This window comes from Citrobacter sedlakii, from assembly GCF_018128425.1.
Classification (GTDB): domain Bacteria; phylum Pseudomonadota; class Gammaproteobacteria; order Enterobacterales; family Enterobacteriaceae; genus Citrobacter_A; species Citrobacter_A sedlakii.
Genome location: NZ_CP071070.1, coordinates 3347117 through 3366544, shown reverse-complemented (window position 1 = coordinate 3366544; position 19428 = coordinate 3347117). Strand labels below are relative to the sequence as shown.

21 protein-coding genes and 1 tRNA gene are annotated in these 19428 nt (G+C 56.1%); 8 read left to right on the top strand and 14 right to left on the bottom strand.

What is annotated here, in order from left to right; all coding sequences use genetic code 11:
* Positions 1-74 precede the first annotated feature (74 nt).
* Entirely contained in the window at positions 75-482 is a 408-nt protein-coding gene (gene cueR, locus JY391_RS16210) for a Cu(I)-responsive transcriptional regulator (protein WP_042285786.1), read from the top strand.
* 5 nt (positions 483-487) lie between these two features.
* Here cueR and JY391_RS16205 read toward each other — a convergent pair whose 3' ends face one another.
* The gene (locus JY391_RS16205) at positions 488-949 is read right to left on the bottom strand and encodes an NfeD family protein (RefSeq protein ID WP_042285783.1); all 462 of its coding nucleotides are present in this window, start codon (positions 947-949) and stop codon (positions 488-490) included.
* Positions 949-1863 (bottom strand): SPFH domain-containing protein, encoded by a 915-nt coding sequence (locus JY391_RS16200; RefSeq protein WP_042285781.1) that lies wholly within the window; start codon positions 1861-1863, stop codon positions 949-951. Before JY391_RS16200 ends, JY391_RS16205 begins: the two co-directional genes overlap by 1 nt.
* 147 nt (positions 1864-2010) lie before the next feature.
* On the opposite strand from JY391_RS16200, the gene fetA reads away from it, so the two are divergent.
* Together fetA and fetB are read left to right on the top strand one after the other, a co-directional pair.
* Entirely contained in the window at positions 2011-2688 is a 678-nt protein-coding gene (gene fetA / locus JY391_RS16195; RefSeq protein WP_211934652.1) for an iron efflux ABC transporter ATP-binding subunit FetA, read from the top strand.
* Positions 2675-3451: an iron efflux ABC transporter permease subunit FetB gene (gene fetB / locus JY391_RS16190; protein ID WP_060569037.1), complete on the top strand. Its 777-nt coding sequence runs from the start codon at positions 2675-2677 to the stop codon at positions 3449-3451. The genes fetA and fetB overlap by 14 nt, the downstream gene beginning before the upstream one ends.
* 66 nt (positions 3452-3517) lie before the next feature.
* Here the strand turns inward: fetB and JY391_RS16185 are convergent, their stop codons facing one another.
* The 3 genes from JY391_RS16185 to tesA are packed head-to-tail and all read right to left on the bottom strand — an operon-like array spanning position 3518 to position 5854.
* Positions 3518-4372, bottom strand: a complete 855-nt coding sequence (locus JY391_RS16185; RefSeq protein WP_199956491.1) for a co-chaperone YbbN — start codon at positions 4370-4372, stop codon at positions 3518-3520.
* Positions 4373-4431: 59 nt separating this feature from the next.
* Positions 4432-5241, bottom strand: coding sequence for an SDR family oxidoreductase (locus JY391_RS16180; protein ID WP_120714857.1), 810 nt, complete (start codon positions 5239-5241; stop codon positions 4432-4434).
* Positions 5231-5854 (bottom strand): multifunctional acyl-CoA thioesterase I/protease I/lysophospholipase L1, encoded by a 624-nt coding sequence (tesA, locus tag JY391_RS16175; protein ID WP_042286206.1) that lies wholly within the window; start codon positions 5852-5854, stop codon positions 5231-5233. The genes JY391_RS16180 and tesA overlap by 11 nt, the downstream gene beginning before the upstream one ends.
* Here tesA and ybbA point away from each other — a divergent pair.
* The 3 genes from ybbA to JY391_RS16160 all read left to right on the top strand — a co-directional run bounded on the left by ybbA (position 5825) and on the right by JY391_RS16160 (position 10234).
* Entirely contained in the window at positions 5825-6511 is a 687-nt protein-coding gene (gene ybbA, locus JY391_RS16170) for a putative ABC transporter ATP-binding protein YbbA (protein ID WP_199956489.1), read from the top strand. The two genes, tesA and ybbA, sit on opposite strands and share 30 nt — an antisense overlap.
* Positions 6508-8922 (top strand): putative ABC transporter permease subunit YbbP, encoded by a 2415-nt coding sequence (gene ybbP, locus JY391_RS16165; protein WP_211934651.1) that lies wholly within the window; start codon positions 6508-6510, stop codon positions 8920-8922. The genes ybbA and ybbP overlap by 4 nt, the downstream gene beginning before the upstream one ends.
* A gap of 178 nt (positions 8923-9100) precedes the next feature.
* Positions 9101-10234, top strand: coding sequence for a porin (locus JY391_RS16160; protein WP_042285761.1), 1134 nt, complete (start codon positions 9101-9103; stop codon positions 10232-10234).
* Between the two features lie 97 nt (positions 10235-10331).
* On the opposite strand, the gene mnmH is transcribed toward JY391_RS16160, so the two are convergent.
* The 5 genes from mnmH to ppiB all read right to left on the bottom strand — a co-directional run bounded on the left by mnmH (position 10332) and on the right by ppiB (position 14410).
* Positions 10332-11402, bottom strand: a complete 1071-nt coding sequence (mnmH, locus tag JY391_RS16155) for a tRNA 2-selenouridine(34) synthase MnmH (RefSeq protein WP_211934650.1) — start codon at positions 11400-11402, stop codon at positions 10332-10334.
* Positions 11403-11498: 96 nt separating this feature from the next.
* Entirely contained in the window at positions 11499-12566 is a 1068-nt protein-coding gene (purK, locus tag JY391_RS16150) for a 5-(carboxyamino)imidazole ribonucleotide synthase (RefSeq protein WP_042285754.1), read from the bottom strand.
* Entirely contained in the window at positions 12563-13072 is a 510-nt protein-coding gene (purE, locus tag JY391_RS16145; protein WP_211934649.1) for a 5-(carboxyamino)imidazole ribonucleotide mutase, read from the bottom strand. The genes purK and purE overlap by 4 nt, the downstream gene beginning before the upstream one ends.
* A gap of 118 nt (positions 13073-13190) precedes the next feature.
* Positions 13191-13913, bottom strand: a complete 723-nt coding sequence (lpxH, locus tag JY391_RS16140; protein WP_060569032.1) for a UDP-2,3-diacylglucosamine diphosphatase — start codon at positions 13911-13913, stop codon at positions 13191-13193.
* A 2-nt stretch (positions 13914-13915) separates the two neighbouring features.
* On the bottom strand, positions 13916-14410 hold the full coding sequence (ppiB, locus tag JY391_RS16135) for a peptidylprolyl isomerase B (protein WP_012904905.1): 495 nt from the start codon (positions 14408-14410) through the stop codon (positions 13916-13918).
* A gap of 173 nt (positions 14411-14583) precedes the next feature.
* On the opposite strand from ppiB, the gene cysS reads away from it, so the two are divergent.
* The gene (gene cysS / locus JY391_RS16130; protein WP_042285746.1) at positions 14584-15969 is read left to right on the top strand and encodes a cysteine--tRNA ligase; all 1386 of its coding nucleotides are present in this window, start codon (positions 14584-14586) and stop codon (positions 15967-15969) included.
* Between the two features lie 86 nt (positions 15970-16055).
* Here cysS and JY391_RS16125 read toward each other — a convergent pair whose 3' ends face one another.
* The 3 genes from JY391_RS16125 to folD form a co-directional block, all read right to left on the bottom strand.
* Positions 16056-16577, bottom strand: a complete 522-nt coding sequence (locus JY391_RS16125) for a metal-dependent hydrolase (protein WP_211934648.1) — start codon at positions 16575-16577, stop codon at positions 16056-16058.
* A 122-nt stretch (positions 16578-16699) separates the two neighbouring features.
* The gene (gene ybcJ, locus JY391_RS16120; RefSeq protein WP_042285741.1) at positions 16700-16912 is read right to left on the bottom strand and encodes a ribosome-associated protein YbcJ; all 213 of its coding nucleotides are present in this window, start codon (positions 16910-16912) and stop codon (positions 16700-16702) included.
* Position 16913: 1 nt separating this feature from the next.
* Complete coding sequence (gene folD, locus JY391_RS16115) at positions 16914-17780, bottom strand: bifunctional methylenetetrahydrofolate dehydrogenase/methenyltetrahydrofolate cyclohydrolase FolD (protein WP_042285739.1); 867 nt, start codon at positions 17778-17780, stop codon at positions 16914-16916.
* Positions 17781-18021: 241 nt separating this feature from the next.
* Between folD and JY391_RS16110 the strand changes: the two genes are divergently transcribed.
* Positions 18022-18095, top strand: a tRNA-Arg gene (locus JY391_RS16110).
* Positions 18096-18113: 18 nt separating this feature from the next.
* On the opposite strand, the gene JY391_RS16105 is transcribed toward JY391_RS16110, so the two are convergent.
* The gene (locus JY391_RS16105) at positions 18114-19277 is read right to left on the bottom strand and encodes a site-specific integrase (protein WP_211934647.1); all 1164 of its coding nucleotides are present in this window, start codon (positions 19275-19277) and stop codon (positions 18114-18116) included.
* Positions 19278-19428: the final 151 nt, after the last annotated feature.

The following is a 19428-nucleotide window of genomic DNA, read 5'->3' as shown; positions in this document are numbered from 1 at the left end:
GCCCCTTGCACTTCGATGGGCTAACTGTTATTTAGGGTAAACCTTCCATCAAGGGGAAGGTCAAGGGGGAAGTCATGAATATATCCGATGTCGCGAAAAAAACCGGTTTAACCAGCAAAGCCATCCGCTTTTATGAAGAAAAGGGGCTGGTGACGCCGCCGTTACGCAGTGAAAATGGCTACCGGACCTACAGCCAACAGCATCTGAACGAACTGACGCTGCTGCGCCAGGCGCGTCAGGTTGGATTTAACCTTGAAGAATGTGGCGAACTGGTCAACCTGTTCAACGATCCGGCCCGCCACAGCGCGGATGTGAAAAAGCGCACGCTGGAAAAAGTGGCGGAAATTGAACGGCACATCAGCGAATTACAGTCGATGCGCGAGCAACTGCTGACGCTGGCGGACGCCTGTCCCGGCGATGACAGCGCCGACTGTCCGATTATCGATAATCTTTCCGGCTGCTGCCATCACAAGGGAAGGTGAGTTAATTACGAACGTGTTATTGCTCTGACATGCAGGGTAATCCCTTCAACGGCGATCACTTCAACCAATGTACCGCCAGCCAGATCTTCCGTGGCGCTGACCGGCCAGGAGCTGTCGCCGACCCGCACATGCCCGCGGCCATTGACCAGCCCGGACTCTAGCATAAACCGGCGACCCACCAGTTGCTGCCCGCGCTGGTTTAACTGGCGGTCGGCGGGTTTCTGCTCCCGTACACGCTTCGCCAGCCATTTCCACCATAGCCAGGCGGCGAGGAGGGTTAAGACCGCGAACATCACGCCCTGCCACTCCCAACCAACCGGCAGTAGCCATACCGTGAGACCGGTAATCACTGCCGCCACGCCGCTCCACAGCAGGTAGCCGTTACCGCCGAGCATTTCGGCGGCAAGCAACAGGCCGCCGAGGCTGAGCCAGAAAATATGCGGATGCGCCGCTATCATCTCGATCATTATTTTTTCCGCTCGCTGGCGCTGTCTTTAACCAGTTCAGTGATGCCGGCAATGGAGCCCATCAGACTGCTGGCATCCAGCGGCATCATCACCACTTTACTGTTACTGGACGAGCCTATTTGTTGTAGCGCTTCGGTATATTTCTGCGCCACGAAGTAGTTAACCGCCTGAATATCCCCGGCGGCGATCGCTTCGGACACCATTTTGGTCGCCCGCGCTTCCGCTTCAGCGGAACGTTCACGCGCTTCCGCCTGCAGGAAGGCCGACTGGCGTTCGCCTTCCGCTTTCAGGATCTGCGACTGTTTCTCCCCCTCGGCCTTGAGGATCTCCGCCTGGCGTACCCCTTCGGCTTCCAGAATATAGGCGCGCTTGGTTCGCTCCGCTTTCATCTGCGCGTTCATAGAGGAAATTAACTCCGCCGGAGGACGCACGTCGCGGATTTCAATACGTGTGACTTTGATGCCCCACGGGTTGGTCGCCTCATCGACAATATGCAGCAGTCGCGAGTTGATGCTGTCGCGCTGGGAAAGCATTTCGTCGAGCTCCATCGAACCCAGAACGGTACGGATGTTGGTCATCGTAAGGTTGATGATCGCCAGTTCGAGGTTACTGACCTCATAGGCCGCCCGTGGAGCATCGATGACCTGGATAAAACATACGGCGTCGATGGTGACATTGGCGTTGTCTTTGGAAATCACTTCCTGCGAAGGAATGTCCAGCACCTGTTCCATCATATTGATCTTGCGGCCAATGCGGTCCATAAACGGCACAACGAGGCTCAGGCCGGGCTGGAGCGTTTTGGTGTAACGGCCAAAACGTTCCACTGTCCACTGATACCCCTGCGGTACGATTTTCACGCCCGCGCCAACGACCACCAGGGCGACAAAGATGAGAATAGGGATAAAAATAAGCATTAAAAAAACCTCCTGTTGCACTGTCCTTGAAATGATATATCGCTACCAGCGTAAACAAATTATATCCGATTAATCAAAGGGAGTTCCCCTCTTATTCCATACAGAGATACACTCATTGCCGATAAAAAATGGAAAGATGGACGCACAATGAAAGAAAATGGCATTCTGCTTCAGCTCAAAAACGTGGGATACCAGGCAGGGGAGACAACCATTCTGCGTGGTATTCGCTTTAACCTCCTCCCCGGCGAATTTAAACTGATTACCGGACCTTCCGGCTGCGGTAAAAGCACCTTGCTGAAAATTATCGCGTCGTTACTTAGCCCCAGCGAAGGGGAAATTCTTTTTGCGGGTCAAGATATCGCCACGCTCAGTCCGGAGACGTATCGTCAGCAGGTTTCTTACTGTACGCAAACGCCCACGCTGTTTGGCAACACCGTGTATGAGAATTTGATCTTCCCCTGGGAAATCCGCAATAAGCGCCCGGAGCGACAGCAGCTTGTCGACGATCTGGCGCGATTTGACCTTTCGGAAACGCTACTGGAGAAAAACATCAGCGCGCTTTCCGGCGGCGAAAAGCAGCGTATCTCGCTAATCCGCAATCTACAGTTTTTACCGCAGGTGCTGTTGCTTGATGAAATCACCAGCGCGCTGGATGAAAAAAATAAGCGCAACGTCAACGAAATGATCCATCGCTACGCTCGTGATAAGCAAATTGGGGTGCTGTGGGTTACTCACGATAAAGATGAGATCGATCATGCGGATACGATTATTACCCTGACGCCGCATGCCGGTGAAATGCAGGAGACGCGTAATGAACGAGCATAATATTACCAATTCGTCTCTGGCCCTGGCGATGATGCTGGTGGTGGTGGCGATGCTGATCAGCCACAAAGAGAAACTGGCGCTGGAAAAGGACATTCTCTGGAGCGTCGGGCGCGCTGTCGTTCAGCTTATTATCGTGGGCTATGTCCTGAAATATATCTTCGGCGTCAATCACGCCGTTCTGACGTTAGTGATGGTGCTATTTATCTGTTTTAACGCGGCGTATAACGCGCAGAAGCGCAGCAAATATATTGATAAAGCGTTTGTGTCCTCATTTATTGCCATTACCGTGGGCGCAGGCTTAACACTGGCGGTGCTGGTGCTGTCAGGGTCGATTGAATTTATTCCCATGCAGGTGATTCCGATCTCCGGGATGATTGCCGGGAACGCGATGGTCGCCGTTGGCTTGTGCTATAACAATCTCGGACAGCGATTTAGCAGTGAGCGGCAGCAGATTCAGGAAAAACTGAGCCTGGGCGCGACGCCAAAAATGGCATCAGCCGGATTGATTCGCGACAGCATTCGCGCTTCGCTAATCCCAACGATTGACTCAGCGAAAACGGTTGGGCTGGTGAGTTTGCCAGGTATGATGTCGGGGCTGATCTTTGCCGGGATCGATCCGGTAAAAGCGATAAAATACCAGATTATGGTGACCTTTATGCTGCTTTCGACGGCGAGCCTGTCAACCATTATCGCCTGTTATTTAACCTATCGGAAATTCTACAATTCGCGCCACCAACTGGTGGTGACGCATTTAAAGTCGTGAGCGGGGAAGGGCATCTCTGACCCGCAGGCCCGGTAAACGTAGCGCCACCGGGCACTGCAGGCGGAATTAATATAACAGTGCGTACAGCTGGCGACGGTACTTCGACGCCAGCGCATCACCCGTGCCAAGCGCGGCCAGAATTTCCTGGAACATTTTACGCACCTGTCCGTCCGCCGCGGCGAGATCGTGACGCAGATGGCTGAACAGCAGTTCCAGCGCTTCTTCGTTACGTCCCACCTGATGCAGTTGCAGCGCCAGTTGCGCCGCCAGTCCGGCATCCTGCGGGTTATCGGCAACCTGTTGCTGGAGCTGTTGAATCTCCGGCGTGTCGGCGGCCTGTTTCAGCAAATCAATCTGCGCCACCAGCCCCTGATAGCGGGTGTCCTGGTCCTGCAGAGGAATCGTTTTGAGCACCGCTTCGGCCTCTTCAGTGCGGTTCAGGGCAATCTGGGTTTCCGCAAGCAGCAGGCCAATTTCACCGTTCTGGTTAGACAACTGCCAGGCGTCTTTCAGCAGGGGCAGCGCGTCGATATAGTTGCCTTCCTGCATCAGTTGCATTGCCTGCTGGGCTTTCAGCTCTTCTTCACGCGGCAGCACTTTATCGAGCAGGGCGCGAATCGCTTCTTCCGGCTGCGGCCCCTGGAAACCGTCAACCGGCTGACCGTTCTGGAACAGGTAAACGGTAGGGATCGCGCGCAGGCCAAACTGGGAGGCGATCATCTGCTCGGCGTCACAGTCGAGCTTCGCCAGGATAAACTGGCCGTTATACTGCGCGGCCAGGCTTTCCAGCACTGGCGTCAGTTGCAGACAGTGCTGGCTACGCTCGGACCAGAAATAGAACAGTACCGGTATGGTCATCGACTGTTCTAAAGTCTGCTGCAGGTTCGATTCGTTAATGTTGACAATATTCTGTACGGACATGGAGTTGCTCTCTTTTGTCGATTTCTTTTTTACATGGGGGCTGACGCGCGCGCTTCAACTCACCCACGCAAAATTTTGTCCATCAGGCGCCCCGGCAGCAGACGTTTCAGCAGCATGACGGCCCAGGTGACCAGCGTGACCGGATAGCGAAGTTTAGGTTTGTCGCTGACAAACGCGTGGCGCACTTTATTGACCACCGCTTCAGGATCCAGGGTAAAACGGGCGGCAATGCCGGGATTTTCCACCGGTTTGTCGCTTTGCGTTTGGTTAACGTTCTCGGTAAAACGGGTACGAATGGGGCCGGGCTCGATCACGCTGACGTGAATTCCGCTGTGGCGCAGCTCCATACGTAGCGCGTCCGACCACGCTTCCAGCGCGTATTTACTGGCGGCGTAAGCGCCGCGTCCCGGCGTGGAGATCAGCCCCATCACCGATGAGGTCATGACGATACGCCCTTCGCCGTGGGGCAGCATTGCCGGTAATAAGCGCATTGTGAGCTGGTGAGCGCCAAAAAAGTTGGCGGAAAATTGCTGCTCCATCTGCTCACGACTGATGGTGCTCAGGGGACCGTAAACGCCGTACCCGGCATTATTAAAGATCCCAAACAAACAGTTATCGGTCAGGGCGATCACTTCATCGGCGGCGCGATCCACACTCTCAGGAGAGTCGAGATCGATCTGTACGCCGGTGAAGCCCATGCTATTCATGCGGGCGACATCTTCAGGTTTACGGCAGCCTGCGAGAATTTGAAAGCCCTGGCGCTTAAGTTCAAACGCGCTTTCCAGGCCAATTCCGCTGGAACATCCTGTTATTAAGACCGATTTTTGCATAACTTTACCTGTCAGGATCTCCGTTGTGTTATGACTCATGATTTACTAAAGGACTCAGCTGTTTCGCCATCCAGTCAGCGATAAACGGCTGAGCTTCGGGGTTAGGATGAATACCATCATCCTGCATCCATTGGGGTTTCAGATAGACCTCTTCCATAAAAAAGGGTAACAGAGGAATATCGAACTCACTGGCAAGCTTAGGATAAACAGCGCTGAAGGTTTCATTATAACGGCGACCGTAGTTTGCGGGCAGGCGAATTTGCATCAGCAGCGGTTCGGCGTTAGCGGCTTTCACCTTTTGCAAAATGGTGCGCAGCGTCTGTTCGGTTTGCGCCGGGGCGAAACCGCGCAGGCCGTCGTTACCGCCAAGCTCAACCAGTACCCAGCGCGGTTGATGTTGTTTTAGCAAGGCAGGCAGCCGCGCCAGCGCTTGCCCGGAGGTGTCGCCGCTGATGCTTGCATTGACAACCGTGGTTTTTGCTTGCCATTTGTCATTCAACAGCGCAGGCCAGGCTGCGCTGGCAGACATACGATAGCCGGCGCTCAGGCTGTCGCCGAGGATTAATAACGTGTCAGCCGCCACGGCCCGACAGGTAAACAGGATCAAAAACAGGAAGGGCAAATGCCAGCGGAAAACATTGTTGAAGTTCATCATCTTAAGAAGTCCGTCGGTCAGGGGGAGCATGAGCTTTCCATCCTTACCGGAGTTGAACTGGTTGTCAAACGCGCCGAGACCATCGCCCTGATTGGCGAGTCGGGTTCGGGTAAGTCAACGCTGCTGGCGATCCTCGCCGGACTGGATGACGGCAGCGGCGGCGAGGTCAGTCTGGTGGGTAAACCGCTGCACCAGATGGACGAGGAAGCGCGGGCGCAACTGCGCGCCAGGCACGTCGGCTTTGTTTTCCAGTCGTTTATGTTGATCCCGACGCTAAACGCGCTGGAGAACGTCGAGCTGCCAGCGCTGCTGCGTGGGGAAACCAGCAGCAAAACCCGGGAAGGCGCGAAAGCGTTGCTGGAACAACTGGGGCTGGGTAAGCGTCTGGATCATCTTCCGGCCCAGCTTTCCGGCGGCGAACAGCAGCGCGTGGCGCTGGCGCGCGCGTTTAACGGACGACCGGAGGTGCTGTTTGCGGATGAACCAACCGGCAACCTGGATCGACAGACTGGCGACAAAATTGCCGATCTGCTGTTTTCGCTGAACCGTGAACACGGGACGACGTTGATCCTGGTGACCCACGATCCCCAACTGGCAGCGCGCTGCGACAGGCGTCTGCGACTGGTCAACGGACAGTTGCAGGAGGAGGCATGATCGCACGCTGGTTCTGGCGCGAATGGCGCTCGCCGTCGTTACTGATTGGCTGGATGGCGCTGAGCCTGGCGGTGGCCTGTGTGCTGGCGCTGGGCAGCATCAGCGACCGAATGGAGAAAGGGTTAAGCCAGCAAAGCCGTGAGTTTATGGCCGGCGACCGGACGCTGCGCAGTTCGCGCGTGGTCCCGCAGGCGTGGATCGACGAAGCGCGTCAGCGCGGGCTAAAAGTCGGGGAACAACTGACCTTCGCCACCATGACGTTTGCCGGAGACACGCCGCAACTGGCTAACGTTAAGGCGGTTGATGACCTTTATCCGATGTACGGCAAGCTGGAAACCCGCCCGTCTGGGCTGAAGCCCCAGCCCGGGTCGGTGCTGCTCGCGCCGCGCCTGATGGCGCTGCTGAATCTGAAAATCGACGATACCCTTGACGTGGGCGACGCCACGTTGCGTATTGCCGGTGAAGTGGTGCAGGAGCCGGACTCAGGCTTTAACCCATTCCAGATGGCGCCGCGGCTGATGATGAACATTGCTGATGTGGAAAAAACCGGTGCGGTACAGCCCGGCAGCCGCGTTACCTGGCGCTACAAGTTTGGCGGTACTGCGCAGCAATTGGACGACTACGAAAAATGGCTGCTGCCGCAGCTCAAACCAGAGCATCGTTGGTATGGTCTTGAGCAGGATGAAGGCGCGCTCGGTAAATCCCTTGAGCGTTCGCAGCAATTTTTACTGCTTTCAGCGCTGTTAACCCTGCTGTTGGCCGTCGCCGCCGTGGCGGTGGCAATGAGCCATTACTGCCGCAGCCGCTACGATCTAGTGGCAATCCTGAAAACCCTCGGCGCGGGCAGGGCGCAATTGCGCAAACTGATCGTCGGGCAGTGGCTGATGGTGCTGGCGCTTTCTGCCGTCACCGGAGGCGCGATAGGGTTACTGTTTGAAAAGGTCTTAATGGTGCTGCTCAAGCCGGTATTGCCTGCCGCACTGCCGCCTGCCAGCCTCTGGCCGTGGCTGTGGGCGCTGGGCACCATGATAGTCATTTCGCTGCTGGTGGGCCTGCGTCCGTATCGTCTGCTGCTGGCGACTCAGCCGCTGCGCGTACTGCGTCGCGACGCGGTGGCGAATGTCTGGCCGTTGAAGTTTTATCTGCCGGTCGTCACCGTTGTCGTTGTGCTGTTGCTCGCCGGATTAATGGGCGGCAGTCCCCTGCTGTGGGCGGTGCTGGCGGGCGCGGTGGTACTGGCGCTGCTGTGCGGCGTGCTGGGGTGGATGCTGCTGAATGTTCTGCGCGGCCTGACGCTCTCGTCGTTGCCGCTGCGTCTGGCCGTTAGCCGCCTGCTGCGTCAGCCATGGTCCACCCTGAGCCAGCTTTCCGCATTCTCGCTGTCGTTTATGCTGCTGGCGCTACTGCTGGTGCTGCGCGGCGATCTGCTGGATCGCTGGCAGCAGCAACTGCCGCCGGAAAGCCCCAACTATTTTCTGATCAACATCGCTTCTGAACAGGTGCCGCAGGTGAAGGCCTTTCTCTCGGAGCATCAGGTGATCCCGGAAGCGTTTTATCCTATTGTCCGGGCACGCCTGACGGCCATTAACGATAAATCGACCGAAGGTAATCCGGATGAAGCGCTAAACCGCGAGCTGAATCTGACATGGCAGGATAGCCGACCCAGCCATAATCCGATTGTCGCCGGCGTCTGGCCGCCGAAAGAGGGCGAAGTGTCGATAGAAGAGGGGCTGGCGAAGCGGTTGAACGTGTCACTGGGCGATAGCGTGACCTTTATGGGCGATACCCAACAGTTCAGCGCAAAGGTCACCAGTCTGCGTAAGGTGGACTGGGAAAGTTTGCGGCCAAACTTCTTCTTTATCTTCCCGTCCGGCGCGCTTGACGGACAGCCGCAAAGCTGGCTGACCAGCTTTCGTTGGGAAAACGGCAATGAAATGCTGACCCAGCTTAACCGCGAATTTCCGACGGTTAGCCTGCTGGATATCGGCGCTATTCTCCGGCAGGTCGGCCAGGTACTGGAGCAGGTGAGCCGGGCGCTGGAAGTCATGGTGGTGCTGGTTACCGCCTGCGGCATCCTGCTGTTGCTGGCGCAGGTGCAGGTTGGCATGCGGCAACGCCATCAGGAACTGGTCGTCTGGCGCACGCTGGGGGCGGGCAAGAAACTGCTGCGCACCACCTTATGGTGTGAATTTGCCATGCTGGGATTGGTGTCCGGGCTGGTGGCTTCCATTGGCGCAGAAACAGCGCTGGCAATGTTGCAAACCCGGGTCTTTGATTTCCCCTGGCAGCCGGACTGGCGATTGTGGGCGGTTTTACCCCTTAGCGGCGCGTTCCTGCTTTCCGTCTGCGGCGGCTGGTTGGGGATCCGGTTACTGAAGGGGAAGGCGCTGTTCCGCCAGTTTAGCAATTAAGCCGTATGAGACTGACGCGCCGGTGAAGATACCGGCGCACTCTTTTTTAAAAGCATAAATGGATAAGCCCGCGCCGTTTAACGGCACAAATCATTAAAAACCCGCCAACACGCCTGTAGTAATTCCGGTTAACATTCCATTGCTGAATAATTAGCAGGAAATCTATCAAGGAAAAATAATGACTATAAAAACAACAGCGCTGGCGGCATCGATCGGCGCGGCAGTGGCATTAATGTCTTTCGCTTCTCAGGCGGAAATCACTGTTCTGAAACAAGATCCCCAGGCGGGCAACCCGCTGAGCCGTCTAAACTTCACCGTGGGCGGGAGTATTCGTCCCCAGTTCCAGAATATGACGGGCGATGACGGCGCCAACGGTTATAAACGTAATGGTTTTGACGGCGGCACCCGTTTCCGTTTCGCGGCAGATTACTATCTGTTTGACGACATTAGCTGGATCAGCTTCTACGAGCTGGGCGTGAATATTCCGGCGCAGTTTAACTGGGATAACCACTACGCCGAAGGCGCGCACGACACCACCCGCCGTATGCTGTATACCGGTCTGAAAAGCGATACCTGGGGTACGCTGACTTTCGGTCAACAGAACAGCATTTACTACGATGTGGTGGGCGCGAAAACCGATATCTGGGACTATGACATGATAGGCCAGGCTCCGGGTAACGGGATCAACGGCGACTACGACGGCTCCTACCGTTCTCGCAAGATGCTGAAATACAAGAAAACCGTAGGCGATGTTGATCTCTACGCGTCTTATCTGTTCAGCGATGACTACAACGCAAACAACGGCCTGAACTACAAGCGTAAAGGCGGCGGCTCGCTGGGTGCGGATTATCATATTACTGACGATCTAAGCTGGGGTACGGCGTGGAACTACACCCGTGCAGAAATGCGCGGCAACGGCAACAAGACGTACGATCAGAACATTGTGGGTACAGCATTGAGCTGGACGCCGGAAAACTGGACCTTCTCAATGGGCGGCGGCTGGTACCAGAACTTCATGACCACGAAAAAAGTATCGGTGAACGACTACTTTGCTGGTGATGCCTGGGGTCTGGAATACTTCGCGGGCTACACTTTCCCGATCAACCAGTACGCGGTGAAATCCATTCAGCCGTACTTTATGGGCGACCGTATTGAATACGTGAATGGCCGGGATTATCTGCGCACCGATAACGGCGTGGGGATCAGCTTCCAACTGGACTATGGTTTCCGTGTTGATTACGAGCATGTCTTCACCTCCAGCACCGATGACCTGGGCGATATGAACCTCGTGCGTCTGCGTTACGACTTCTGAGTCGGCGACAGTGCCGGAGAGCGACGCGTGGCGTCTTATCCGGCCTGTGTCGCCGCACTGTGCGCGCCGGGTAAGGCGAAAACGCCGCCCGGCTCTTTTAATGGCGCAGCCAGTCCGCCACCTCTTCAAACGTCCCGCGAAAGACAATCTTGTCGGCTTTTTTCTCCAGTTGATAGCGGTACATCGGGTCGTAATATTCTTCCAGCAGCGGCACCAGCCAGTTGAAATGGGCGTCGGTGCTACCGGTACGACGCTGTTCCGTCAGCGCGGTGTCAAGCTTTGCGGTCAGTTCGGCAAAGCGTTGCAAACCCAGACGGCGGCGAATAGCGAAAAGCCCGTGATGCAGATACTCGCCATATTCCTGCCAGCCCTGTTCGTCCCCGTATGCGTGGGTGAAATCATGGTGCATACGGATAAAATACTCGTCGCGCAACCGTTCAAGACGGCGTTCGAACGGATCGTCCACCACGGCGATGCTCGCCTGAGTCATCCGGAGGCGCAGACATTCCGGCAGATGGTTTGAGCCGATCATCCGGCCTTCATCTTCCAGCACCCAGCGTGACGCCTGTTTTTTCAGTAACGTCACCGCCAGCAGGTTTTCAAAACTCGCCTGGCTGAGCTGCGGTTCCAGCGTGCGGCCAAACGAGGAGCCGCGATGATGGGCGAGCCCTTCAAGATCGATCCCATCAGGCCGCTGCTGGACCAGCTGCGTTTTGCCATTGCCTGTGCAGCCGCCGACAAGCACCATCGGTTTCTGGACCTGTTCTTCCGTAATGTGTATCGCCGCCTGGCGCAGCGCTTTGTAGCCGCCTTTGATCAGCGGGTACTCGACGCCCGCCTCGCGCAGCCACTGTTGAGTAATATGCGATCGCTGGCCGCCGCGCGCGCAGCAGATATAGCCGTGCGGGTATTTTTCGCAGGCCGCGCGCCAGGCGTCAATTCGCTGCTGGCGTTTCTCGCCGCAGACCCGTTGATGACCCAGCGCCAGCGCAGCGTCCGGCCCCTGGCGTTTGTAACAGGTGCCGACGGCGGCGCGCTCGTCATCATCCATCAAGGGCAAATTGATTGCGCCGGGCATTGCGCCTTGCTGAAATTCAACCGGCGCGCGGACATCGATTAAGGGCGTATCAGCGGCGAGGATCGCCCGATAGTCCGTTCCATCGTTCATGTGAAATCCTGAAAAGACAAAAACAGCAATGGGGGGATTTTACGCGCGTAGAGGGGAAACGGGGAAGGAAACTTCCTTCCCCTGGCACTAAATGTGTTAGTTGAGCTGGCTTTGCGCCCAGACGATACCGCTGGCGTATTCCGGCGGAAGCAGCGGCGCGAGGGCTTCAAGCGTTGCGCTCAGGCGCGCGGTGTCGCTGTCGGTCAGGTTCAGGTGGCCAACTTTACGCCCCGGACGCACCTCTTTGTCATACCAGTGCAGGTGCACGAGCGGCAGCTTCAGCCAGTCAGCATTCAGCTCGCTGCCAATCAGATTCACCATCACCGACGGGCTGTTTACCACCGGCGCTGGCATCGGCAGGCCGGTAATAGCCCGCAAATGCAACTCGAACTGGCTGATGCTGGCGCCGTTTTGCGTCCAGTGACCGCTGTTATGCACGCGCGGCGCCAGTTCGTTAATCAACAGGCCGTCCGGCGTGACAAAACACTCCATCGCCATTACGCCGACGTAGTTCAGCTCCTGCATAATGGCGGAGAGCATCGCTTCGGCCTGTGCCTGCTGTTTCGCATTGGCCTGGGGAAAAGCGACGCTGGTACGCAGAATTCCGTCCTGATGCAGGTTGCGCGTTAACGGGTAAAACACCGTACTGCCGTCGAAAGCGCGAGCGCCAACCAGCGACACTTCAGCGGAAAAGTTGATGCCCTGTTCAACGATGCATTCGCCGTAGCAGTCGGCCGGAAGCTGGTCGGTTTCCGTCGCGCGCAGTCGCCACTGGCCGCGGCCGTCGTAGCCGCCGACGCGACGTTTCACGATCGCCAGTTCACCCAGCCGTTCAAACACCGCGGGCCATTCCTTTTTATCGGCCAGCAATTGCCACGGCGCGGTCGCCAGGTTGAGCGTGTCAAAAAGCTGCTTTTGCGTCAGGCGGTCGGCAATAATCGGGAAGACGTCGCGGTTGACGAACGCGGGATGACGCGCCAGTTCACGGGTCAGCGCCGTTTCCGGCCAGCGCTCAATTTCTGCGGTGATAACGCTTTGTTGAAAAGGGACGGCGGCAGGTTCCGCGTCCAGCCCAACCGGCCAGACGGCGATACCCAGCGGTTCACCGGCCTGACGCAGCATTCGACCTAACTGACCGTTGCCCAGTACGCAGACCTGTTTCATGCCGTACCTCGCGGGTCCGGATTCTCAAGGACGTCGTCCGTCTGCGCCTTGCGCCAGTCGTGCAAACGCTGACGTAACGCGTTGTCGTGCGTTGCCAGAATTTGGGCGGCCAACAGCGCTGCGTTTGCCGCGCCGGCTTTACCTATCGCCAGCGTGCCCACCGGAATGCCGCGCGGCATTTGCACGATGGAGTAGAGGCTGTCGACGCCGCTCAGCGCTGCGCTTTGTACCGGAACGCCCAGCACCGGCACCAGCGTTTTCGCCGCAATCATGCCCGGCAGATGCGCCGCGCCGCCGGCGCCGGCGATAATCACCTGATAGCCGTGTTCTTCCGCACTTTCGGCGAAGCTGAACAGTTTATCGGGGGTGCGGTGCGCAGAGACAACCTCAACGTGGTGTGGGACGTTCAGAATATCGAAGATTTCGGCGGCGAACTGCATGGTAGCCCAGTCGCTTTTGGACCCCATCACGATGGCGACTCGCGCCGGGTTATTGCGGGAAGACATGCGTCTGAAAACTCCTGTGGTGCGGGACACGCTGCTTTTGAGGCCACAGAGAATAGCATGTAAATACGCCAAGGAAAACGGTTGCGTCACTTATGAGGCTGGCAATTCGCGGGGAGATTTAAAACGGGAAAGAGATCAGTTTAACGTCTGTCGGCGTCACTTTTACCATCGACCCTTCGCTGTGCCAGGCGCCTAACACCACGCGGAACGCGGGTTGGCCGTTAGCGGTAAGGGTATGCACGTCCGGGCGGTGGGTGTGCCCGTGGATCAGCCACTGCACCTGATGTTTTTCCATCCCGGCCACAACGGCATCTTGATTAACGTCCATGATGGCCAGCGATTTGCTGCTGTTGGCGGCTTTGCTGCCCGCGCGCATTTTCGCGGCTACCCGTTTGCGAATAAACAACGGCAGGGCGAGAAACAGCGTTTGCAGCCAGCGCTGATGAACTTTGGCGCGAAACGCCTGATAACCGTGGTCGTCAGTACACAGCGTATCGCCATGCATAATCAGTATCCGGCGGCCATACAGCGTGAGCACCTTTTCCTGCGGCAAAAGGATCATTCCGCTTTCACGCGCGAAGCGTTTCCCAAGCAGAAAGTCCCGGTTGCCGTGAATAAAGAAGCAAGGAACGCCCGCGTCAACCACCGCCTTGATTGCCGCCGCGATTTGCCGGTGCAGAGGCAGAGGGTCGTCGTCGCCGATCCAGGCTTCAAACAGATCGCCGAGGATATACAGCGCGTCGGCCTGACGGGCCTCTCCGGCTAAAAAACGCAGAAAACCGGCGGTAATCGCCGGTTCTTCCGTGCAGAGATGAAGATCTGCAATAAACAGTGTCGCCACGATTACTCGCTAACGGTCACGTTTTCGATGATCACGTCTTCTTTTGGTACGTCCTGGTGCATACCGCTGCGACCGGTCGCGACGCCTTTGATTTTATCCACAACGTCCATGCCTTCAACGACCTCGGCAAATACGCAGTAACCCCAGCCCTGCATGCTTTCGCCGGAGAAGTTCAGGAAGTCGTTGTCGACGACGTTGATGAAGAACTGCGCGGTTGCAGAGTGCGGAGCCTGAGTACGGGCCATCGCCAGCGTACCGCGGGTGTTTTTCAGACCGTTGTTGGCTTCGTTTTTGATCGCTTCTTTCGTTGCTTTCTGCTTCATGCCAGGTTCGAAACCGCCGCCCTGAATCATGAAACCGTTAATCACACGGTGGAAAATGGTGTTGTTGTAAAAACCTTCGCGGCAGTAGTCCAGGAAGTTTTTAACTGTTTCAGGCGCTTTATCATCAAACGTTTTGATTACGATATCGCCGTGATTAGTGTGGAAAGTAACCATTTTTGCATCCTGTTCCGATAGAGAAGTGCTTTAACCCGATGAGGGTCAGAGTAAGGGGTGTGTTATAGCATAAGCGCAGGCTGTGATCACCTTGCAAAGTGTGCTGATCCCATGCCGAATTATGGGTATTATACGGACTTTACGATCCACACACGTCTTACACGGAACCTTCAATGTTAAAAATTTTTAATACACTGACGCGCCAAAAAGAGGAATTCAAACCTATTCATGCCGGGGAAGTCGGCATGTACGTGTGTGGTATTACCGTTTACGATCTCTGTCATATCGGACATGGCCGTACTTTCGTCGCGTTCGATGTGGTGGCGCGTTACCTGCGTTTTCTGGGCTACACGCTGAAATACGTACGCAACATTACTGATATCGACGACAAAATCATCAAACGCGCTAATGAAAACGGTGAAAGCTTCGTGGCGCTTGTCGATCGCATGATCGCGGAAATGCACAAAGATTTTGATGCGCTGAATATTCTGCGCCCGGACATGGAGCCACGCGCGACGCATCATATCGCCGAGATCATTGAGATCACCGAGCAACTGATCGCCAAAGGCCACGCTTACGTCGCAGACAACGGTGACGTGATGTTCGACGTGCCGACTGACCCAAACTACGGTCTGCTGTCTCGCCAGGATCTGGATCAGTTGCAGGCCGGGGCGCGCGTGGACGTGGTTGACGTCAAACGCAACCCGATGGACTTCGTGCTGTGGAAGATGTCCAAAGAGGGCGAACCGAGCTGGCCGTCGCCGTGGGGCGCAGGCCGTCCTGGCTGGCATATTGAATGCTCGGCCATGAACTGCAAACAGCTGGGTAATCATTTTGATATTCACGGCGGCGGTTCGGATCTGATGTTCCCGCATCATGAAAACGAAATCGCGCAGTCCACCTGTGCGCACGACGGCGAATACGTGAACTACTGGATGCACTCCGGCATGGTGATGGTCGATCGCGAAAAGATGTCTAAATCGCTGGGCAATTTCTTCACCGTGCGCGACGTGTTGAAATACTACGATGCGGAAACGGTGCGCTACTTCCTGATGTCCGGTCACTACCGCAGCCAACTGAACTACAGCGAAGAGAACCTCAAGCAGGCGCGTTCGGCGCTGGAGCGGCTGTACACCGCGCTGCGCGGAACGGATAAAACCGTCGCCCCTGCCGGTGGCGAAGCCTTTGAAACGCGCTTCATTGAGGCGATGAACGACGACTTCAATACGCCGGAAGCCTATTCGGTGCTGTTCGACATGGCGCGCGAAGTGAACCGACTGAAAGGGGAAGATATGGCAGCCGCGAACGCCATGGCGTCACATCTGCGTAAAATTTCTGCTGTGCTCGGTCTGCTGGAGCAGGAGCCGGAAGCGTTCCTGCAAAGCGGCGCGCAGGCGGATGACGGCGAAGTAGCCCAAATCGAAGCGTTGATCCAGCAGCGTCTGGATGCCCGTAAAGCGAAAGACTGGGCGGCGGCGGATGCGGCGCGCGATCGTCTGAACGAAATGGGTATCGTCCTGGAAGACGGACCGCAGGGAACCACCTGGCGTCGCAAGTAAGACGGAGATCCCCGGCGGCGTTTACGCTTGTCGGGTTGAGGTTATTTACAGGCCGGATAAGACGTAACGCGTCGCTATCCGGCTTTTTATCGCCGTTTCCACCACAACATCCCCATTAGCATCAGCCCCGGTAACCACACCCACAGCAGTTCCGAGAGAATCACCTGATGGCCATACGGCGTGGCATAGCGCGATAGCGCGAACGGCGCGACCTTAATCACCTGCCACGGCGCAAAAAAGCGTTCATCCGACCACGGCCACAGCCAGCCGACACCTTTGCCGCCGGTAGTGATCGAATCCAGTAAACTGTGTGACAGCAGTGATACCGTAAGAAACAGCCAGCAGCGCGTCAGACTGGCTTTCAACCATCGTCGACCAATGAGCACGCACAGTATCGGCACCACAAAAGCAAACAGCAGCGAATGGGTAAAGCCGCGATGGCCGAACGCGTTGCCGTAGGCCACGCCGAGTTTAAAGGAGAGCACATCCATGTCCGGCACCATCGCCAGCGCGATACCGGCGAGCAGCAAACGGGGGGGAATGACTTTTGTGCCCAGCCCTAAGCCGAGGCAGAGCGGGACAGCCGCGTGGGTGAGAATCGTTGGCATATTTTCGCTTCGTATGAAAAAACGCTATGTTCGCAACGCACTGTGAAGGGACGATGAAGTCACTCGACGGGAAGGGGAGCATCGCCGGACAGGGTGCGAAGACCGCTGTCCGGCAAAGGGCATCAGGCGACGACGGTGACGCTCTGACCGGCATAGCTGACGGTTTGACCGGCAACGATTTTGCAGCGTTTGCGGGTTTCCACCGCGCCGTCAACGTTGACCTGTCCTTCCGCAATGGCCATTTTCGCCTGGGCGCCGCTTTCGCTCCAGCCTTCCAGTTTCAGCAAATCACACAGTTCAACGTGAGAATGCTTGCCTAAAGAAAATGTCGCCATGTTAGTTATCCTGTGGGTCGTGATATTCAACACACGCCTGAAGCGTGTTTTCGATAAGAGTGGCGACGGTCATTGGGCCAACGCCGCCCGGCACGGGGGTAATGTAAGATGCGCGCGCGGACGCGTCGTCAAAAACGACGTCGCCAACCACCTTGCCATTTTCCAGACGGTTAATGCCGACATCAACCACGATGGCGCCTTCTTTGATCCACTCACCGGGAATAAAGCCCGGTTTACCGACCGCGACGACCAGCAGATCGGCATTTTCGACATGATGGCGCAGATTTTTGGTAAAGCGGTGCGTCACCGTGGTCGTGCAACCGGCCAGCAGCAGCTCCATGCTCATCGGGCGGCCCACGATGTTGGATGCGCCAATCACGACGGCGTTCAGGCCGTAAAGGTCGATATTGTAGCGTTCAAGCAGGGTAACGATGCCGCGGGGCGTACAGGGGCGCAGACGCGGCGCGCGCTGGCACAGGCGACCAACGTTGTAAGGATGAAAACCATCCACGTCTTTGTCCGGATCGATACGCTCCAGCACTTTCACGTTATCGATACCCGCCGGAAGCGGCAATTGCACCAGAATACCGTCAATGGTGTTATCGGCATTCAGCGTATCGATCAGTTCCAGTAACTCCGCCTCGCTGGTGGTTTCCGGCAGGTCATAGGAGCGGGAGACGAATCCCACTTCGTCACAGGCCTTACGTTTGCTTGCGACATAAATCTGCGAAGCCGGGTTACTGCCTACCAGCACAACCGCCAGTCCAGGCGCCCGCAGTCCGGCCGCCACGCGCGCCTGAACTTTTTGAGCAACCTCAGAGCGCACCTGCTGCGCAATCGTTTTACCGTCAATAATCTTTGCTGCCATCAGAGAGAGGATTCCATCTGTAATTTCACGTCGAAGGGGATGCGGCTATTTTGTCAGAAGTGAGGACGGTTGTCAGTCGCCGCTTACGGTCGCGGCAGTTTTTGACAGGAATCAGGCCACTCTTGAGGTGAACGGCGGCGGTTATGCTCATAACTCAAGCAGTTGAAAGGAAAGCCATTGACCACCAGAGTGGTGAACGTATAATACCGGGCAGTTTTATGTCAGTTTGTTTTCTCTCGATGCTCCCTTAGCTCAGCTGGATAGAGCAACGGCCTTCTAAGCCGTCGGTCGCAGGTTCGAATCCTGCAGGGGGCGCTCTTAATTATCAATAAGTTAACCATTTCCTCCTGCCTCTAAATTTCCTTCGTGGGACATATTTGGGACATCATCGTTAAAAATCGAGTCAATTTGCTTCGCATGTTCGGTCAGGTGATTAGGCGCGAGGTGGGCATATCGACGCACCATTTCTATCGACTCCCAGCCACCCATCTCCTGTAGTACCGACAATGGAACACCTGACTGAATCAGCCAGCTTGCCCATGTATGTCTCAGGTCATGGAACCGGAAATCTTCTATTCCTGCACGATTACATGCAGACTTCCATGCGCGACCATCATCGACCCTCATTTTCCTGACTGCCGGAGTGATGGAACCATCAGGCCTTCTTCCTGCCTTTGTGTGTACGAACACAAATTTATGATGATTGCCTATCTGGTCACGCAGAACCTTACATGCGGTATCATTCAGCGCTACGCCAATAGCTCTGTTTGATTTGCTGTCTTCCGGGTTAACCCATGCCACACGGCGCTGCATGTCAATCTGCTGCCACTCCAGATTGATGATATTCGAACGTCGTAAACCTGTTGCCAGCGCGAACTTGACGACAGACTTTAACGGCTCCGGACATTCATCAATCAAGCGCTTTGCTTCGTCCTTCTCCAGCCATCTGACGCGCTTATTCCTGACGGTCGGTATCTTGATGACTGGCGCTTTCTCCAGCCACTTCCAGTCGCGTTCTGCTGCTCTGAGAATGGCTTTCATCAACGCAAGGTGCTTCGCCTTGGTGGAAGTGGTTACCGGCTTAGCTACATAAACAGGGTCAGGATTTCCTTTCTTCCTTGCTGCTTCGACTCGTGCTTTCCATATCTCCAGATTGCTTCGGTTATGCATCCTGCTAACCGCTGAGTAAATCCTCGCCTCGGTAATGTCCTTTAACCTGACACCTTCAAAATGCTCAAGCCAGAATCCCATCCGGCCTTTGTCAGTATCGAGCGACTTCTTATCTGATTTCTCCTCAATCCATCGTAAGCAGGCTTCTTCAAAAGTCACATCGGGAAAGTCGCCGAGTCTGTCTACTCGCCAGAGTTCAGCCTTTCTTTTGTCGTGCAACTCCTGTGCTTGCCGCTTGTCCGTTGTGCCAAGAGACTCCTTAATTCGCTTCCCGCCCGGGAGCGAATACGAGGCGTACCATATTTCACCTCTGCGGAAGAGTGACATTTTCTTTCCTCTCTGATGCCATCACCCGCGCTCACGCCAACAGTATGCAACGGAGACTGGAGCGCCGCAATGCAGGCTTGCCGTGTGGTGAGGTAAGGGGATTTTGGTTTTGTGGGGTCTTTACGTGTTGCCTGAAGGCGGCCTGTGCGAA

Coding starts and splice junctions, on each gene's coding strand:
- cueR (WP_042285786.1), top strand. CDS start 75: ATGAATATATCCGATGTCGCGAAAAAAACCGGTTTAACCAGCAAAGCC.
- JY391_RS16205 (WP_042285783.1), bottom strand. CDS start 949: ATGATCGAGATGATAGCGGCGCATCCGCATATTTTCTGGCTCAGCCTC.
- JY391_RS16200 (WP_042285781.1), bottom strand. CDS start 1,863: ATGCTTATTTTTATCCCTATTCTCATCTTTGTCGCCCTGGTGGTCGTT.
- fetA (WP_211934652.1), top strand. CDS start 2,011: ATGAAAGAAAATGGCATTCTGCTTCAGCTCAAAAACGTGGGATACCAG.
- fetB (WP_060569037.1), top strand. CDS start 2,675: ATGAACGAGCATAATATTACCAATTCGTCTCTGGCCCTGGCGATGATG.
- JY391_RS16185 (WP_199956491.1), bottom strand. CDS start 4,372: ATGTCCGTACAGAATATTGTCAACATTAACGAATCGAACCTGCAGCAG.
- JY391_RS16180 (WP_120714857.1), bottom strand. CDS start 5,241: ATGAGTCATAACACAACGGAGATCCTGACAGGTAAAGTTATGCAAAAA.
- ybbA (WP_199956489.1), top strand. CDS start 5,825: ATGCCAGCGGAAAACATTGTTGAAGTTCATCATCTTAAGAAGTCCGTC.
- tesA (WP_042286206.1), bottom strand. CDS start 5,854: ATGAACTTCAACAATGTTTTCCGCTGGCATTTGCCCTTCCTGTTTTTG.
- ybbP (WP_211934651.1), top strand. CDS start 6,508: ATGATCGCACGCTGGTTCTGGCGCGAATGGCGCTCGCCGTCGTTACTG.
- JY391_RS16160 (WP_042285761.1), top strand. CDS start 9,101: ATGACTATAAAAACAACAGCGCTGGCGGCATCGATCGGCGCGGCAGTG.
- mnmH (WP_211934650.1), bottom strand. CDS start 11,402: ATGAACGATGGAACGGACTATCGGGCGATCCTCGCCGCTGATACGCCC.
- purK (WP_042285754.1), bottom strand. CDS start 12,566: ATGAAACAGGTCTGCGTACTGGGCAACGGTCAGTTAGGTCGAATGCTG.
- purE (WP_211934649.1), bottom strand. CDS start 13,072: ATGTCTTCCCGCAATAACCCGGCGCGAGTCGCCATCGTGATGGGGTCC.
- ppiB (WP_012904905.1), bottom strand. CDS start 14,410: ATGGTTACTTTCCACACTAATCACGGCGATATCGTAATCAAAACGTTT.
- cysS (WP_042285746.1), top strand. CDS start 14,584: ATGTTAAAAATTTTTAATACACTGACGCGCCAAAAAGAGGAATTCAAA.
- JY391_RS16125 (WP_211934648.1), bottom strand. CDS start 16,577: ATGCCAACGATTCTCACCCACGCGGCTGTCCCGCTCTGCCTCGGCTTA.
- ybcJ (WP_042285741.1), bottom strand. CDS start 16,912: ATGGCGACATTTTCTTTAGGCAAGCATTCTCACGTTGAACTGTGTGAT.
- folD (WP_042285739.1), bottom strand. CDS start 17,780: ATGGCAGCAAAGATTATTGACGGTAAAACGATTGCGCAGCAGGTGCGC.
- JY391_RS16105 (WP_211934647.1), bottom strand. CDS start 19,277: ATGTCACTCTTCCGCAGAGGTGAAATATGGTACGCCTCGTATTCGCTC.